The sequence below is a fragment of the Streptomyces sp. WM4235 genome, from assembly GCF_001279725.1.
Lineage (GTDB): Bacteria > Actinomycetota > Actinomycetes > Streptomycetales > Streptomycetaceae > Streptomyces.
Genome location: NZ_LGDE01000007.1, coordinates 1 through 15,135 on the forward strand (window position 1 = coordinate 1; position 15,135 = coordinate 15,135).

The 15,135-nt window shown below is 70.9% G+C and carries 17 protein-coding genes; 8 read left to right on the forward strand and 9 right to left on the reverse strand.

Annotation, left to right across the window (positions count from 1 at the left end):
- Window positions 1-186 precede the first annotated feature (186 nt).
- Both ADK55_RS02040 and ADK55_RS02045 read right to left on the reverse strand, forming a co-directional pair.
- On the reverse strand, window positions 187-1,014 hold the full coding sequence (locus tag ADK55_RS02040) for a pentapeptide repeat-containing protein (RefSeq protein ID WP_053675371.1): 828 nt from the start codon (window positions 1,012-1,014) through the stop codon (window positions 187-189).
- 4 nt (window positions 1,015-1,018) lie between these two features.
- Window positions 1,019-1,549, reverse strand: coding sequence for a GNAT family N-acetyltransferase (locus ADK55_RS02045; protein WP_053675373.1), 531 nt, complete (start codon window positions 1,547-1,549; stop codon window positions 1,019-1,021).
- A 162-nt stretch (window positions 1,550-1,711) separates the two neighbouring features.
- Here ADK55_RS02045 and ADK55_RS02050 point away from each other — a divergent pair, with 162 nt between their 5' ends.
- The 4 genes from ADK55_RS02050 to ADK55_RS02065 all read left to right on the forward strand — a co-directional run bounded on the left by ADK55_RS02050 (window position 1,712) and on the right by ADK55_RS02065 (window position 6,270).
- Window positions 1,712-2,503 (forward strand): thioesterase family protein, encoded by a 792-nt coding sequence (locus tag ADK55_RS02050; RefSeq protein ID WP_053675375.1) that lies wholly within the window; start codon window positions 1,712-1,714, stop codon window positions 2,501-2,503.
- A 50-nt stretch (window positions 2,504-2,553) separates the two neighbouring features.
- Window positions 2,554-4,275: a serine/threonine-protein kinase gene (locus ADK55_RS02055; RefSeq protein WP_053675378.1), complete on the forward strand. Its 1,722-nt coding sequence runs from the start codon at window positions 2,554-2,556 to the stop codon at window positions 4,273-4,275.
- 76 nt (window positions 4,276-4,351) lie between these two features.
- Complete coding sequence (locus ADK55_RS02060; protein WP_053675380.1) at window positions 4,352-5,362, forward strand: NlpC/P60 family protein; 1,011 nt, start codon at window positions 4,352-4,354, stop codon at window positions 5,360-5,362.
- 197 nt (window positions 5,363-5,559) lie between these two features.
- Window positions 5,560-6,270 carry a phosphatase PAP2 family protein gene (locus ADK55_RS02065; protein ID WP_053675382.1) on the forward strand — a complete coding sequence of 237 codons (711 nt, stop codon included), beginning with the start codon at window positions 5,560-5,562 and terminating at the stop codon, window positions 6,268-6,270.
- Window positions 6,271-6,416: 146 nt separating this feature from the next.
- Here ADK55_RS02065 and ADK55_RS02070 read toward each other — a convergent pair whose 3' ends face one another.
- On the reverse strand, window positions 6,417-6,650 hold the full coding sequence (locus ADK55_RS02070; protein WP_053675384.1) for a hypothetical protein: 234 nt from the start codon (window positions 6,648-6,650) through the stop codon (window positions 6,417-6,419).
- Between the two features lie 120 nt (window positions 6,651-6,770).
- A complete protein-coding gene (locus tag ADK55_RS02075; protein ID WP_199826420.1) occupies window positions 6,771-6,917 on the reverse strand; it encodes a hypothetical protein in 147 nt (48 codons plus the stop codon).
- Window positions 6,918-7,146: 229 nt separating this feature from the next.
- On the opposite strand from ADK55_RS02075, the gene ADK55_RS02080 reads away from it, so the two are divergent.
- Window positions 7,147-7,980, forward strand: a complete 834-nt coding sequence (locus tag ADK55_RS02080; protein WP_053675388.1) for a hypothetical protein — start codon at window positions 7,147-7,149, stop codon at window positions 7,978-7,980.
- Window positions 7,981-8,126: 146 nt separating this feature from the next.
- A complete protein-coding gene (locus ADK55_RS39010) occupies window positions 8,127-8,282 on the forward strand; it encodes a hypothetical protein (protein WP_199826421.1) in 156 nt (51 codons plus the stop codon).
- Between the two features lie 81 nt (window positions 8,283-8,363).
- On the opposite strand, the gene ADK55_RS02085 is transcribed toward ADK55_RS39010, so the two are convergent.
- Complete coding sequence (locus ADK55_RS02085) at window positions 8,364-8,711, reverse strand: metal-sensitive transcriptional regulator (protein WP_053675391.1); 348 nt, start codon at window positions 8,709-8,711, stop codon at window positions 8,364-8,366.
- Between the two features lie 195 nt (window positions 8,712-8,906).
- On the opposite strand from ADK55_RS02085, the gene ADK55_RS02090 reads away from it, so the two are divergent.
- Together ADK55_RS02090 and ADK55_RS02095 are read left to right on the forward strand one after the other, a co-directional pair.
- The gene (locus ADK55_RS02090; protein ID WP_053675393.1) at window positions 8,907-9,527 is read left to right on the forward strand and encodes a DUF47 domain-containing protein; all 621 of its coding nucleotides are present in this window, start codon (window positions 8,907-8,909) and stop codon (window positions 9,525-9,527) included.
- 5 nt (window positions 9,528-9,532) lie between these two features.
- On the forward strand, window positions 9,533-10,534 hold the full coding sequence (locus ADK55_RS02095) for an inorganic phosphate transporter (RefSeq protein WP_053675395.1): 1,002 nt from the start codon (window positions 9,533-9,535) through the stop codon (window positions 10,532-10,534).
- A gap of 165 nt (window positions 10,535-10,699) precedes the next feature.
- Here ADK55_RS02095 and pstB read toward each other — a convergent pair whose 3' ends face one another.
- The 4 genes from pstB to pstS form a co-directional block, all read right to left on the reverse strand.
- The gene (pstB, locus tag ADK55_RS02100; protein ID WP_053675397.1) at window positions 10,700-11,476 is read right to left on the reverse strand and encodes a phosphate ABC transporter ATP-binding protein PstB; all 777 of its coding nucleotides are present in this window, start codon (window positions 11,474-11,476) and stop codon (window positions 10,700-10,702) included.
- Between the two features lie 29 nt (window positions 11,477-11,505).
- Window positions 11,506-12,588: a phosphate ABC transporter permease PstA gene (gene pstA, locus ADK55_RS02105; RefSeq protein ID WP_053675400.1), complete on the reverse strand. Its 1,083-nt coding sequence runs from the start codon at window positions 12,586-12,588 to the stop codon at window positions 11,506-11,508.
- The gene (gene pstC, locus ADK55_RS02110; protein ID WP_053675402.1) at window positions 12,588-13,577 is read right to left on the reverse strand and encodes a phosphate ABC transporter permease subunit PstC; all 990 of its coding nucleotides are present in this window, start codon (window positions 13,575-13,577) and stop codon (window positions 12,588-12,590) included. The genes pstA and pstC overlap by 1 nt, the downstream gene beginning before the upstream one ends.
- A 127-nt stretch (window positions 13,578-13,704) precedes the next feature.
- Window positions 13,705-14,844, reverse strand: coding sequence for a phosphate ABC transporter substrate-binding protein PstS (gene pstS, locus ADK55_RS02115; protein ID WP_053675404.1), 1,140 nt, complete (start codon window positions 14,842-14,844; stop codon window positions 13,705-13,707).
- Between the last annotated feature and the right edge of the window lie 291 nt (window positions 14,845-15,135).

The window sequence follows — 15,135 nt, forward strand, 5'->3', positions numbered from 1 at the left end:
CACCGACGAGACCGGCGGGGTGCGCCCCCGGGGCCTCGGGGGTGTCCCGGATCCGGCCCCGGAAGGGCTTCGGCCCCGGGCGCGTCGCGGCGGGTCTCCGTGTGTGCCGGGCGGGGCCTCGGGAGCCCCGGGGGTGTGGATCGGCCAGTGCCCCGGGCGGGGGCCTCAGGGGCGCCGGGGTGTGGGTCAGGCCCAGTGGGAAGGGCGGGTGAGGGCAGGGGGGATGCGGGTGGCGGGGGAGCCCTGGGCGGCGTTCAGTTGGGGCTGGGTGAGGAAGAGGGCCTCGCGGAGGTCTGCGTCGCGCAGGTTGGCGTCGCGGAGGTCCGCGCCGATCAGGTCGGCCTTGCGGAGGTCGGCCCCGGAGAGGTCGGCGGCGATCAGGTAGGCGCCGCGGAAGGTGGCGCCGCGCAGGTCCGCGCCGGAGAGGCGGGCGCCCATAAGGTCGGCGCCTCGGTGGTTCTTCCCGCGGGCGGGGGAGGTGGCGCGGACCAGTTCGCTGGTCTTCAGGAGGAGGGTGTTGATCTCCTGGCGGAGAGCGCCGACGTCGAAGGGGATCAGGGTGGCGGCGTCCGCCCCGGTGGCCGCCGTGGTCGTGGCGAGTGCCTTCCGCAGGTCGGCGTGGATCGGTGCGGCCGCCGGCAGGGTGAGGGCCTCGGTGAGGTAGGCGAGGAGCTCGTGGAGTTGCCGCATCACGGGGAAGACGTCGAACATCTGGCGTGCCGTGTCGGGGTGCGTGCGCCAGTCCCGGCCGCCGAAGGTGACCTGGGAGACCTGCTGGCCCGCGCCGAAGCAGTCGAAGACGGTGCAGCCCGGGAAGCCCTTGTCGCGCAGCCGGGTGTGGATGCCGCAGCGGAAGTCCTCCCGGAGGTTCTTGCAGGGGGTTCCGGCGGCCTTGTTCATGGCGAAGTCGGTGGACTTGGCGAAGGGCAGGGCCACGCAGCAGAGGGCGAAGCAGTTCGCGCAGTCGGCGCGCAGCGCGGGGGCGGGGGCGGGGGCGGCAGGCGTGGTGGACACCCCTTCATTGTGACCGGTGGGGCGAGGTCAGCCTCATCTGGAGGGCGGTCCACCAGACGCCGTCCACCTGCTCGACGTCCTTGAGGACTTCCACGGTGCGGAAGCCGAGCTTCTCGTAGAGGCGGACGGCCGGGGTGTTGTGCGCGAACACGCCCAGGTCGAGGCTGTGGAGCCGCAGGTCGGTGAAGGCGCGGGACAGGGTTTCGCGGAGCAGGCTCTCGCCGAGGCCCCGGCCGCGGGCCCGCGGGGCGATCAGGACGCGGCCGAGGCGGGCGTGGTCGGGGGCGTCGTCGTGGCGGCGCAGCGAGACGTGGCCGACGGGCTCGGCGGCCTCGGGGCCGTGGGACGGTACGGCGGTCCAGGTGTGGCGGCCGGGTTCGACGGCGTAGGCGGCGAGCTGGGTCTGGTCCAGGGGCCAGGTGAAGGAGGGGCCGGCCCAGGTGGTGAGGTCGGCCGCGGTGGTGATCCAGTCGAGCAGGGGCGCCGCGTCGGTGGTGGGGTGGAAGGGGCGCAGGGCGAGAGCGGTGGGGGCCATGGGTCAAGTATGCGGATTTCGGGCGGCCTTGATCGAAGTCGGGTGTGGGGGCGGTGTCGCGTCCGGGAGCGGGTGGCCTGTGCGTCGAGGGCCCGTCGTGTGCGCGGTGGGGCCGGCGAGGGGGCTGGTGTGCGGGGTTACCTGTCGGTAGCGTGCGGGGGCATGAGCGCTGCTGAGGCCTTCTTCGAGCGGGTCGACACGGGACGTTTCCTGGCCACCGAGTACACGCGCGGGCCGTGGGACCCGGGCTCGCAGCACGCCGGCCCGCCGGCGGCGCTGCTCGGGCGGGCCGTCGAGGAGCGGGCGGGCGCCCGCACGGACCTGCGGATCGCCCGGATCACGTACGAGATCCTGCGCCCGGTGCCGATCGGTCCGCTGGAGATCACCACGACCGTGCTGCGGTCCGGCCGCAGTACCGAGTTGGTCGAGGCGACCCTCGCGCCGGCGGGGGCCGCGCCGGTGATGCTCGCGCGTGCGTTGCGGATCCGGGTGGCCGCGGAGGCCGTGCCCGCGGTGGTGCCGGGGCCGCAGGTGCCTCCGCCGGGCGAGGTGGGGCGGACGCCGTTCTTCCCCGTGCCGTGGGAGATCGGCTATCACACGGCGATGGGGAGCCGGTTCACCGAAGGCGCCTTCGTCGAGTCGGGGCCGGGGACGTGCTGGATGCGGATGGGGGTGCCGTTGATCGCCGGGGAGGAGACGGCCCCGTTGGACCGGGTGTTGATCGCGGCCGACTCCGGCAACGGCATCAGTTCCGTCATGGACTTCGAGCGGTTCGTCTTCGTCAACGGAGACCTCACCGTCCACCTGCACCGCCACCCGGTGGCCGAATGGGTCTGCGTGGAGGCGCGGACCAGTGTGGACGGCGCCGGGATCGGGCTCGCGGACTCCCGGCTGCACGATGAGAAGGGGCCGATCGGACGCGGCGCGCAGAGCCTCTTCGTCGCCCCGCGCTAGACGTCAACCCCCTTGCCGTACAAGGCGGTACGTATGGCAGGCTCAGCCGGATGGAGCCGCTCACAGAGGCCGACCCCGAACGGATCGGCCTACACGTGCTGGTGGCCCGGCTGGGGGCCGGGGGGATGGGGCGGGTGTACCTGGGGCGTTCGCCCGGGGGCCGGCTGGTGGCCGTCAAGGTGGTGCGGGAGGAGATCGTCGGGCATCCCGATGCGTTGGCCAGGTTTCGCCGCGAGGTGGAGACCGTACGGGCCGTGCGGTCGGCGTACACCGCGAACCTGATCGACGCCTCGCTGGAGGCGGCGCCGTACTGGCTGGCGACGGAGTACGTCGCGGGTCCGACGCTCGCCGACGCCGTGCGCGGGCGGGGCGCGCTGCCGCCGGACAGCTGCCGGGGGCTGGGGGCGGCGCTGGCGGAGGGCCTGGCGAGCGTGCACGTGTACGGGGTCACGCACCGGGATCTGAAGCCGCAGAACGTGATCCTGGCGGCGCAGGGGCCTCAGCTGATCGACTTCGGGATCGCGCACGGCGTGGGGTCGACGCCGTTGACCGAGACGGGGCGCACGCCGGGCACGCCGGGGTTCACGGCGCCCGAGGTGCTGGTGGGCGGGGTCGCGGGGGCGGCGGCGGACGTGTTCGCCCTGGGCGCGACGTTGGCGTACGCGGCCACCGGGAGGCCGCCGTTCGGGGGCGGGGCGGCGGCGAGCGTGGGGTTCCGGTCGGTGTACGAGGGGATCGACCTGGCCGGGGTCGAGCCGGGGTTGGCGGCGCTGATCGAGGACTGCGTGGCCAAGGATCCGGCGGACCGGCCGGAACCGGCGGAGGTGATCCGGCGCTGCGGGGTGCGGGGCGCGTTGGTGGAGGATCCGGTGTACGCGGGACTGGCGGCGCCGCCGGAGCGCGCGACGGGCACGACCGGCGTGGCGGATGCGGCCGGCGTGACGCGCACGACCGGCGTGGCGGATGCGGCGCCCGGGGCCGGCTCCCCGACCCGGCGCCTGGACGACACCACCCCGCCCGCCGGTACCACCCCGCCCGCCGGGGCCGCCGCCCTGCCGCTCGCCGCCGCGTCGCCGTCCGCCGGGGCCGCCACGCCGTACGAGGGTTCCGCGGCCCGATCCGGTCGGCGGGGCCGGGTCGGGGCGGTGGCGGGGGTCGTCCTGGTCGCGGCGGCGGCGGTGCTGCTCTGGCAGTTCCCGTTCGGGGAGGGCCGGGGTGGGGATGCCGCCCGGACCCCCGGGAGCGGGACCCCGGCGCCGCGCGCGTCCGGATCCCCGGCCTCGGAGGCCGTGAAGCCCGGCAAGGGGGGCGGTTGGGCCGGGGAGGACTTCCGGTGGAAGCTGTCCACCGATGCGGAGATGGCCCGCTACGGGGCGGGGGACTGTGACGAGCCCGCGGAACTCCGGCCGCCCGGCCGGGGCATGGAGACCTCGACCGTCTCCTCGACGGTCCCGGGCGACACGGCCAGGGTCAGGTTCCGTCCGCAGCGCGGCGCCAAGCCGGGAGCGCGCCCCGCGCCCTATCCCGTGGTGATCGCGGTGAAACCACCGCACGCGCCCAAGAAGGGGCAGACGGGCTTTCTGAGCGCCCCCGTGGACCTGTACGCCGGCTGGGACGCGGACGATTACGGCGAGTTGACCTATCCGGACGACTTCCCGGGGGCTGTGCCCCTGAGCGCCGACAGGGGGGACTGGACGGTGGTGTTCTACCGAGTCGAGGATGGGGCCAAGCGGTATACGCCCATCGCGTGCAACGGCTTCCGAGTGGGCTAGCGGATACGGCGACACGGGCCGAATTCGCTCGAAAGTGGTGGCAATGGGGGAGTGTTGACGGGTGCGCAGATTCTGGATGGCAGGCGGGATCGGGATCGGGCTGGCCCTGAGCTTCCTCGTGTTGCTCGTCGTGGGGACGTACTCGGCGGCGGCCGGCCTGGCGGGAGCGGGCGCCGGAGGGCGTGGGCTGGGGCTCGCGAAGGGGGCGGTACCCGGCAAGTACCAGGCCCTGGTGCAGAAATGGGGCACGCTCTGCCCGGCGATCAGCCCGGCGTTGCTCGCGGCCCAGCTGTACTCGGAGAGCGGCTGGAACCCGAGTGCCGTCAGCCCGGCGGACGCGCGGGGGATCGCGCAGTTCATCCCGGGCACCTGGGCGGGCCACGGGGTCGACGGCGACGGTGACGGGGACCGGGACATCTGGGATCCCAACGACGCCATTCCGTCGGCCGCTTCGTACGACTGCGAGTTGGCCAAGGACGTGGCGCGGGTGCCCGGGGACGCGACGGGCAACATGCTCGCGGCCTACAACGCGGGGGCGTACGCGGTCATCAAGTACCAGGGAGTGCCTCCGTACAAGGAGACTCAGGGGTACGTAAAGACGATTACCACCCTGGCGAAGAGCTTCGAGCGTCCCGTCGGCAGGGTGGCTCCGTCCCAGCAGGCCGCAGGGGCCATCTACTTCGCGCAGAAGCAACTGGGCACCCCCTATCTGTGGGGCGGCAACGGGACGCCCGACCAGAACGGGCGGTTCGACTGCTCGGGGTTGACGAAGGCGGCGTACGAGACGGTCGGCATCGAGCTCCCGCGCGTCGCCAACGACCAGTACAACGCCGGTCCGCATCCCTCGCGCGAAGAACTCCTCCCGGGTGATCTGGTCTTCTTCTCCGATGACCTGACGAACTCTCGGGACATTCGACATGTCGGGCTGTACGTCGGCGGCGGCTACATGATCAACGCTCCGTTCACCGGCGCGGTGATCCGCTTCGACAAGATCGACACCCCGGACTACTTCGGCGCGACGCGGGTGACCAAGGACGGCGCGGAGGCCCTTCCGGAGCGTGCCGAGGCCGCCGGGACGGCCTCGTGACACTCTGTTAAGTCAAGGCCCTGAGCTGCGACGATGGGTCACTCTTGGGTAACGTTGGAGTGATCATTCGGTGGAGAGTGGAACCGTCCGGCCAGAACGGGCGTTCCATGGGCACGAGGGCTGATCGACCGGGGGTTGAAGGGGCGCGCATCGCGCGCGCCCGCAAGGGACCTAGGCAAGCAAGGGGCCGCATCGCCATGGCTGGACTCGCGACCGGTGGGCCGAATGTGGACGTCAGCCTGCTGTACGAGATCAACGGCCTGGCCCGGCACGCGCCGGACGGCATCGACCGGGCGGTGGGCCTCGTCGGCGAGTACGGACTTCCGCTCGCCATGGTGCTGTTGGTCCTGTGGTGTTGGCGCGGTGCGCGCAGGCAGGACGAGCCGGCGGCCGTCGACTCCTTCGTCGCGCTGGTGTGGGCGCCGCTCGCGGCCGGCATCGCGCTGCTGCTGAACGTGCCGCTGCGGGAGTTCGTCGGGCGGCCGAGGCCGTTCCTCCAGCACGAGGGGCTGGAGGTGTTGGGCTCAGGGTCGGGACCGGCCGCGCGGCTCGGGGGCGCGGAGTTCTCGTTCGTGAGCGACCACGCCACGCTGACGATGGCGATGGCGGTGGGGCTCTTCATCGCCCACCGCGGGATCGGGTACGTCGGGATCGGGTTGGCGCTCCTCGAAGGCCTCTGCCGGGTGTACACCGGCGTCCACTACCCGACCGACGTGATCGGGGGGCTCGCGCTCGGCACCGCGGTCGTCCTGCTGCTCGCGCCGGTCGCGGCGGCGCTGCTGACGCCGGTGGTGCGGGCCGTGGTCCGCTGGCCGCGGGCGCGATGGCTGGTCCGGGCCGGGGAGCGGGTCGTGGCCCGGCCCGTGGAACTGGTGCCGAGGACGCACGAGAGCGACCTCGCGGCGTAACGGGCCCGGCCCGGGGCCGCCACGGGTTCCGCCGACCGCTCGCCTTCAGACGTGACCGTCCCACAGGGCGAGGAGCACGGCCGCCAGCAGACACAGCGCGGACGCGCCGAAGCAGAGCCGGATCGCCTTCGGGCGGGGGCGGGGGCTCACGGATCGCCGCTCTCGGCGCCCCGGTCCTCCTCCGCCTCGTCCCGGCGGTAGCGCGAGCGCAACCACAGGCCCGTGGCCACGGCCGCCGCCGTGGTGACCCCGACGGCCAACGCCACGTCGGCCGGTCCGTCCGCCGATCCCACCGGCCGGGCCCAGGCCGCGGTCGGGGTGAGGGTGCTGAGCAGCAGGGCCCAGAGGAGGGCCGCGAGGCGGGGTGCGGGTCCTGGCATGACTCCAGGGCATCCGGTCGCGGACCGCTCGGCCAGCCGGGCCGTCCGAACGGGCGACACGCCCGGTCGCAGGGCGTGCGTGTCGGCCCGCCCCACCGGGTGGCGGGTGCCGGTGTCGGTCTACCCCGTCGTGTGGCGGGTGGCGTCCTTGCGGGCCAGGTCGCGGGAGCGGCGGGCCGGTCCGGTCCAGCCGCAGGTGCAGACGGCCAGGCAGAACGAGCCGCGTTCGGTCGTGTCGGTGGTGTGGCCGGTCGAGGGCTGTCGCACGGGCTCCTCGGGGTGACGAGGCTGCGGCACTGCGGCGAGCGGAGTGATCGGAGTCGCTTGGGTGTGCGGGTCCACTCCTCCACGGTACCGGGCACGGTCGACCCGCGGCACCGGGCCCGGCGCGCCCGCGGCACCGCGCCGGCCCGTGACGGGAAACCCCGGACCTCGTTAAGCGGAGCGGGTGGGGGCCTCGGGCAAACAGCTGTCACGCGTTGGGGGTTGGCAGGCGATGGTGGTGCACCAACACATGCGCAGACGAGGACGTGCCGGTGAGGCGGTGCTCGCCGTGGCGGTGGCCGTGACCGTGGCCGCGACGAGCGGATGCGGAAGCTCCGCCGGCGGTGACGATCGGCCCCCCGCGGACCCGGCCGCGGCGGTGCGCGGCGCCGCCGACGTGCTGGACGCGACCGGCAGCGCGAGGGCCCGTACGGCGATGGAGATGGCCACCGGCGGGACCCGGGTCACGATCCGGGGCGAGGGAGGTGTCGACTTCAAGAGCCGGATGGGCCAGCTCCTGGTGATGCTCCCGGCCGATGCGACCGGGAAGGCCGAACACCGGCCCATCACCGAACTCCTCGTCCCGGGGGCCCTCTACATGAAGAACCGGGGCGCGGGCGTCCCCGACGACAAGTGGGTCCGCGTCGACACGACGACCCTCGCCGACGGGAACCTCGTCACGGGCGGGGCCACCGACCCGCTCGCCGCGGTCGAGCTGCTGCGGGGCGCGCGGGACGTGACGTACGTGGGGAAGACCGAGGTGGCGGGCACCAAGGTGCGGCACTACCGGGGGACCACGGACATCGGGCGGGCCGCGCGGAGTGCCTCGCCGGGGGTCAAGGGGGCGCTCGAAGCGGCGGCGAAAGGGTTCGGCACGGACACCGTGCCGTTCGACGCCTACCTGGACGAGGAAGGCCGGCTGCGGAAGGTCCGGCACCGTTTCACCTATGTCAACAATGGCGTGATCGATGTCTCCTCGACGACGCTGCTCTACGGGTTCGGTACTCCGGTGACCGTCGTACTACCCGCAAGTCGGGACATTTTCGCCGGGAAGATCGCCGGATAGTCGGATCTCATGGTCCAGACCACGCGAGCGGGCCATGGCCCGGTATCCGGAAATGGTCCATCCGTGTCATGCGCGCGGCGGCGTGCGCTCCCTACGCTGGTAAGCCGAGCGCCGACGGGCGATGGCGGCAGAGAGAGGTGGCGCGCGTGACTCCCGCAGGCGGTACGACGGTGCAGGACCACGTGGCGCTCGCCGAGATCGAACTGTGCGGCGAGCTGATCATCGCGGCCTCGGCGGCGGCCGAGGAGCGGCTGAGCCAGGATCGGATCGACGAGGTTCTGCTGGGCATCGGATACCCGTGACGAACCCGCCCCCAAACCCGCGCCGGTCACCGATCGCCGGTGGTGGACGGCGCGGGGGCCGGGCCCCCGCGGCCCCCGGGATCAGGTGCGCAGCAGGCGGGCGATGGCCTTCGTGGCTTCCTCGACCTTGGCGTCGATCTCCGCCCCGCCCTTGACGGCGGCGTCCGCGACGCAGTGCCGCAGGTGCTCCTCCAGCAGTTGGAGCGCGAAGGACTGGAGGGCCTTCGTGCTCGCCGAGACCTGCGTGAGTATGTCGATGCAGTAGACGTCCTCGTCGACGAGGCGCTGCAGACCGCGGATCTGGCCCTCGATCCGACGCAGTCGCTTGAGGTGCTCGTCCTTCTGGTGGTGATAGCCGTGCACCGCCGCGACCGGGACCGCGTCGGCGTCGGCTTCCGGTCCGGAGCCCTCCGCCTCGATGGTCGTCATGCGTCCTCCCGTGGTCCGGAACGAGGGATATATACCCCTCATGGGTATAGGGTACCGGGCCCCGACCGTACGGGCAGGGGTCCGTGGTTGCCCACTCTGCCTGATGGAGCACACTGGGGAACGGCCGGTTAGCCGTGGCCGGGGGATGCGCCTAGCATCAGCCTGACCGAACCCAATGCACCCCGAGGACCTCACGTGCGATTTCGTCTGACCCCCAGGGAGACGAGCTTCTACGACATGTTCGCCGCATCCGCGGACAACATCGTCACGGGCTCGAAGCTCCTGATGGAACTGCTCGGAGCGGACTCCTCCGCCCGAGCCGAGATCGCGGAGCGGATGCGGGCAGCGGAGCACGCGGGGGATGACGCCACCCACGCGATCTTCCACCAGCTGAACTCCTCCTTCATCACGCCGTTCGACCGCGAGGACATCTACAACCTGGCCTCCTGCCTCGACGACATCATGGACTTCATGGAGGAGGCGGTCGACCTGGTCGTCCTCTACAACGTGGAGGAACTTCCCAAGGGCGTCGAGCAGCAGATCGAGGTACTGGCCAGGGCGGCCGAACTGACCGCCGAGGCCATGCCGCACCTGCGCACCATGGACAACCTGACCGAGTACTGGATCGAGGTCAATCGCCTGGAGAACCAGGCCGACCAGATCCACCGCAAGCTGCTCGCGCAACTCTTCAACGGCAAGTACGACGCCATGGAGGTGCTGAAGCTCAAGCAGATCGTCGACGTCCTCGAAGAGGCCGCCGACGCGTTCGAGCACGTCGCGAACACGGTGGAGACCATCGCGGTCAAGGAGTCCTGAACCTCGTGGACACCTTTGCTCTGATCGTGACCATCGGTGTCGCGCTCGGCTTCACCTATACCAACGGCTTCCACGACTCGGCGAACGCCATCGCGACCTCGGTCTCGACGCGTGCGCTGACGCCGCGTGCCGCGCTCGCGATGGCCGCGGTGATGAACCTCGCCGGTGCCTTCCTGGGCAGCGGCGTGGCCAAGACGGTCAGCGAGGGGCTGATCGAGACGCCCCACGGCACCCGGGGGATGTGGATCCTCTTCTCGGCGCTGGTCGGTGCGATCGTCTGGAACCTGATCACCTGGTACTTCGGACTGCCCTCGTCGTCCTCGCACGCGCTGTTCGGCGGCATGGTCGGCGCGGCGCTGGCCGGTGGCACGGAGGTCATCTGGACCGGCGTGGTCGACAAGGTCGTCATCCCGATGTTCGTCTCGCCGGTGGTGGGTCTGATCGTCGGTTACCTGGTGATGGTCGCCATCCTGTGGATGTTCCGCCGCGCCAACCCGCACAAGGCCAAGCGCGGTTTCCGCATAGCCCAGACCGTCTCCGCGGCGGGCATGGCCCTCGGCCACGGGCTCCAGGACGCTCAGAAGACCATGGGCATCGTGATGATGGCCCTGGTCATCGCCGATGTGCAGGGAGCGGGCGACGCGATCCCGGTCTGGGTCAAGCTCGTGTGTGCCGTCATGCTGTCGCTCGGCACGTACGCGGGTGGCTGGCGCATCATGCGCACCCTCGGCCGCAAGATCATCGAGCTGGACCCGCCGCAGGGCTTCGCGGCCGAGACCACCGGCGCCTCGATCATGTTCGGCTCGGCGTACCTCTTCCACGCGCCGATCTCCACCACCCACGTGATCACCTCGGCGATCATGGGCGTGGGCGCCACGAAGCGGGTGAACGCGGTCCGCTGGGGCGTCGCCAAGAACATCATCCTCGGCTGGTTCATCACCATGCCGGCGGCCGCGCTCGTCGCCGCGGTGAGCTTCTGGATCGTGAACCTGGCCTTCGTGAACTAGCCGTCGGAACGCGTGGTGGTCGTCACGACGATCGCGCGCCGGGCACGACACGAAAGCGGGCCGGCTCCCCCCACCCAGGGGGAGCCGGCCCTTTTTCTTTCGCCTCGCGGTGGCACCGCCATGCAGCACCGCGGGACGTCTATCGCCACATCCGGGGGTCTGGGCTCAGCCGAAGCGACCCGAGATGTAGTCCTCGGTCGCCTGGACGGACGGGTTGGAGAAGATCCGGTCCGTGTCGTCGATCTCGACGAGCTTGCCGGGCTGGCCGACGGCGGCGAGGTTGAAGAACGCGGTGCGGTCCGAGACGCGGGCCGCCTGCTGCATGTTGTGCGTCACGATGACGATCGTGAAGCGCTCCTTGAGCTCCCCGATCAGGTCCTCGATCGCGAGGGTGGAGATCGGGTCGAGCGCGGAGCAGGGCTCGTCCATCAGCAGGACCTGGGGCTCGACCGCGATGGCGCGGGCGATGCACAGGCGCTGCTGCTGGCCGCCGGAGAGGCCGGAGCCGGGCTTGTTCAGGCGGTCCTTGACCTCGTTCCAGAGGTTGGCGCCCTGGAGGGACTTCTCGACGATGTCCGTCAGCTCGGACTTCTTGAACGAGCCGTTCAGGCGCAGACCCGCCGCCACGTTGTCGAAGATCGACATGGTGGGGAAGGGGTTGGGGCGCTGGAAGACCATGCCGACCGTGCGGCGGACCGCGACCGGGTCCACGCCGGGGCCGTACAGGTTCTCGTCGTCCAGCAGGACCTTGCCCTCGACGCGGCCGCCGGGGGTGACCTCGTGCATGCGGTTGAGGGTGCGCAGGAAGGTGGACTTGCCGCAGCCGGAGGGGCCGATGAAGGCCGTCACGGAGCGGGGTTCCACGGTCATCGAGATGTCGTCGATGGCCTTGTGGGTGCCGTAGAAGGCGGAGAGGCCGCTGACGTCGATTCGCTTGGCCATGAGGGGTCACATCGCTTTCATGAGTCGCGTCAGCGACCGGTCTTCGGGGCCTTCCAGCGGGCGATGCCGCGGGCCACCAGATTGAGGATCATGACGAAGGCGATCAGGACGAGCGCCGCCGCCCATGCCCGGTCGTAGGAGGCTTCACTGCCGACCTTGTACTGCTCCCAGATGTAGAGGGGGAGCGAGGACTGGGCGCCTTCGAAGGGGTTGCCGTTGATGAGCTGCGAGCCGAAGACCAGCAGCATGATCGGCGCGGTCTCGCCGGCGATGCGGGCGACGGCCAGCATCACTCCGGTGGAGATGCCACCGATCGCGGTGGGGAGCACGACCTTGAGGATCATGCGCCACTTCGGCACGCCGAGGGCCAGGGCGGCCTCGCGCAGCTCGTTCGGTACGAGCTTGAGCATCTCCTCGGTGGAGCGGACCACCACGGGCATCATCAGGATCGACAGGGCCATCGCGCCGGCGAAGCCGGAGGGACCGAAGCCCAGCATCAGGTTCCAGGTCGTCAGGATGAACAGACCCGCGACGATGGAGGGGATGCCGGTCATCACGTCGACGAAGAAGGTGACCGACCGGGCGAGCGGGCCCCGGCCGTACTCGACGAGGTAGACGGCGGTCAGCAGGCCGATGGGCGCGGCGATGGCGGTGGCCAGGGCGACCTGTTCGATGGTGCCGAGCAGGGCGTGGTAGACGCCGCCGCCGGGCTCGAAGCTGGTCACGCCGTTCATGGAGTGGCCGAGGAAGTCCCCGCTGAGGACCTTCATGCCGCGGCTGATGGTGGTCCACAGCAGCGAGAGCAGCGGGATGACCGCGAGGACGAAGCAGACCCAGACGACGGAGGTCGCGACCCGGTCCTTGGCCTGGCGGCGGTTCTCGATCACCGAGCTGGCGACGTACGTGACGGTGACGAAGAGCAGCGCGGCGAGCAGACCCCACTGGATCCTGCTGTCGAGGCCGAAGGCGAGGCCGATGCCGCTGCCGAGGACGATCGAGAGGGCGGCGATGCCGGCCGGTGCCCAGCGGGGCAGGCCACCGCGGGTGAGGGTGGCGGGGGCGACGGACTTGCGGGCCCGGGTGGGCTGCTGGTCCTGGAGGGTGTGGCTCATCAGGCGTTCGCCCCCGAGAAGTCCTTGCGGCGGGCGATGATCAGCCGGGCCGCGCCGTTGACCAGCAGGGTCAGGAGGAAGAGGACCAGACCGGAGGCGATCAGCGCGTCGCGACCGAACTCGTTGGCCTCGTCGAACTTCGCGGCGATGTTCTGCGCGAAGGTGCCGCCACCCGGGTCGAGGATGTGGCCGGAGATCAGGAAGCTCGGGGAGAGGACGGTCGCGACGGCCATGGTCTCGCCGAGGGCGCGGCCGAGGCCGAGCATCGAGGCGGAGATGACGCCGGAGCGGCCGAAGGGCAGCACCGACATGCGGATGACTTCCCAGCGGGTCGCGCCGAGGGCCAGGGCGGCCTCCTCGTTCATGCGCGGGACCTGGAGGAAGACCTCGCGGCTGACACTGGTCACGATCGGCAGGATCATGATCGCGAGCAGGATGCCGACGGTGAACAGCGAGCGGGCGACGCCGGGCTGGCTCTTGTCGAAGATGTACGTCCAGCCCAGGTACTCGTCGAGCCAGAGGTTCAGTCCGCCGAGCTGCGGGACGAGGAAGAGGGCGCCCCAGATGCCGTAGACGATCGACGGCACGGCGGCCAGCAGGTCGACCACGTACGCCAGCGGCGTGGCCAGCTTGCGCGGCGCGTAGTGCGAGATGAAGAGGGCGATGCCGACGGCGATCGGAACCGCGATGACCATCGCGATGATCGAGCTGACGACGGTGCCGAAGAGCAGGACGGCTATGCCGAAGACGGGGGGCGTGGCCGACGCGTTCCAGTCGAAGGTGGTGAAGAAGTTTCCTTCGTTCTCCGACAGGGCGATGGTCGCGCGGTAGGTGAGGAAGGCGGCGATCGACGCCATGATCACCAGGAGGGCGATGCCGGAACCCTTGGAGAGCCCGGCGAAGATCTTGTCACCGGCGCGGCCGGTGGACCTCTCGCTCCTGGAGACGGGCGGAGCCGCGTCTGTCTGGGTGGGTGTGGTGGAAGCCATGGTCTTTCCGGTCTGTGTGGGGGGCATGCCCCCTGGCGGCGGTGCACCGGATTCCCCCGGGTGGAGGGGGAGGGTTTCCGGTGGCCTGATCGGACGGGATCCGGCCACCGGGAGGGAGAGTCTGGAATCAGCCGAGCTTGCCGATGGTCTCGCGGACCTTGGCGTTGATCTCGGCCGGGATCGGGGCGTAGCCGTTCTCGCCGAGGACCTTCTGGCCCGCGTCCGAGGCGGTGTAGTTCAGGAAGGACTTCACGGTCGGGAGCGTCTCGGCCTTGTTGCCCTTGTCGCAGACGACCTCGTAGGTCACCAGGACGATCGGGTACGCGCCCTCGGCCTTGGTGGTGTAGTCGAGCTTCAGCGCCAGGTCGGAACCGGTGCCGGCGATCTTGGCGGCGGCGATGGCCTTGGAGGCGTTCTCGCCGGTGGCCTTGACCGGGGTGCCGGCGCCCGTGTTCAGGTCGACGGTCTTGATGTTCTGCGACGCGGCGTAGGAGAGCTCGAAGTAGCCGATCGAACCGTCGACGGCCTTGACCTGCGAGGCGACACCGGAGGAACCGGAGGCGCCGAGGCCACCCGGGGCCGGCCACTTCTTCGCGGGGTCGTGCGGCCAGGCGTCACCGGCGGTGGCCTTGAGGTACTTGCCCAGGTTCTCGGTGGTGCCCGAGTCCTCGGAGCGGTGGAAGTGCTGGATCGCGGTGCCGGGAAGCGTGACGCCGGGGTTCAGCTTCTTGATCGCCTCGTCGTCCCACTTCTTGATCTTGTCGTTGAAGATGTTGGCGATCGTGGCGGCGTCCAGGTTCAGCTTGTCCACACCCGCGACGTTGAAGCCGATCGCGATCGGGCCGCCGACCATGGGCAGGTTGATGCCCTGGCCGCCGGTGCAGATCTTCTTCGACTCCTCGACCTGCTCGGGCTTCAGCGCGGAGTCCGAGCCGGCGAAGCCGACGGTGCCCTGGTTGAAGGCGACGATGCCCTCACCGGAGGAGGAGGACTTGTAGTTGACCTCCACGCCGGAGCAGGCGGCCATGTAGTTCTTCACCCACACGTCCACGGCGTTCTTCTGCGCGGACGAGCCGGAGGCGAGCAGCTTGCCCTTGGCGCCCTCGCACTTGACGTCGCCGGGCGCGGGGGCCGAGGCCTTGCCGCTCGCCGAGGAGTCGTTCTTGGTGTTGTCGTCCGAGCCGCACGCCGTGAGGACCAGGGCGCCGGACACGACAAGCGCCCCGAGGGCGGAGGCACGAAGCATGCTCTTGCGCTGAAGCTTCACTTTCGGGTGTTCCTTCCAGAAGCCGCCGGCCGCTTTCTGTATCGGGGCGGCGTGCGAAGAGGACTACGGGTTGGCGGGGTGCGGGCAGTGGGCTTTTCGGCCCGGCTCGCACCTTGCGGTACTGAAATTAGGCAGAACAGGTGAAGCGGTCGACGGCCCTCGGTGAACGGACGGTGAACCGTGGCGGGCGGGCCGGTGCGGTTGGGGGGGTTTGTACCTGGGCGTAACGGGGCGTTATCCGCACGTTATGCCGCCGTGACCTTTGCCTGGCCGGCGGGGTGGGGTGGGGGT

Bases quoted from the DNA above. Each gene is read 5' to 3' on its own strand.
- pstB (WP_053675397.1), bottom strand. From the start codon at position 11,476: ATGGCCAAGCGAATCGACGTCAGCGGCCTCTCCGCCTTCTACGGCACC.
- ADK55_RS02045 (WP_053675373.1), bottom strand. From the start codon at position 1,549: ATGGCCCCCACCGCTCTCGCCCTGCGCCCCTTCCACCCCACCACCGAC.
- ADK55_RS02085 (WP_053675391.1), bottom strand. From the start codon at position 8,711: ATGACGACCATCGAGGCGGAGGGCTCCGGACCGGAAGCCGACGCCGAC.
- ADK55_RS02065 (WP_053675382.1), top strand. From the start codon at position 5,560: ATGGCTGGACTCGCGACCGGTGGGCCGAATGTGGACGTCAGCCTGCTG.
- ADK55_RS02055 (WP_053675378.1), top strand. From the start codon at position 2,554: ATGGAGCCGCTCACAGAGGCCGACCCCGAACGGATCGGCCTACACGTG.
- ADK55_RS02060 (WP_053675380.1), top strand. From the start codon at position 4,352: ATGGCAGGCGGGATCGGGATCGGGCTGGCCCTGAGCTTCCTCGTGTTG.
- pstA (WP_053675400.1), bottom strand. From the start codon at position 12,588: ATGAGCCACACCCTCCAGGACCAGCAGCCCACCCGGGCCCGCAAGTCC.
- ADK55_RS02070 (WP_053675384.1), bottom strand. From the start codon at position 6,650: ATGCCAGGACCCGCACCCCGCCTCGCGGCCCTCCTCTGGGCCCTGCTG.
- pstC (WP_053675402.1), bottom strand. From the start codon at position 13,577: ATGGCTTCCACCACACCCACCCAGACAGACGCGGCTCCGCCCGTCTCC.
- ADK55_RS02050 (WP_053675375.1), top strand. From the start codon at position 1,712: ATGAGCGCTGCTGAGGCCTTCTTCGAGCGGGTCGACACGGGACGTTTC.
- ADK55_RS02080 (WP_053675388.1), top strand. From the start codon at position 7,147: ATGGTGGTGCACCAACACATGCGCAGACGAGGACGTGCCGGTGAGGCG.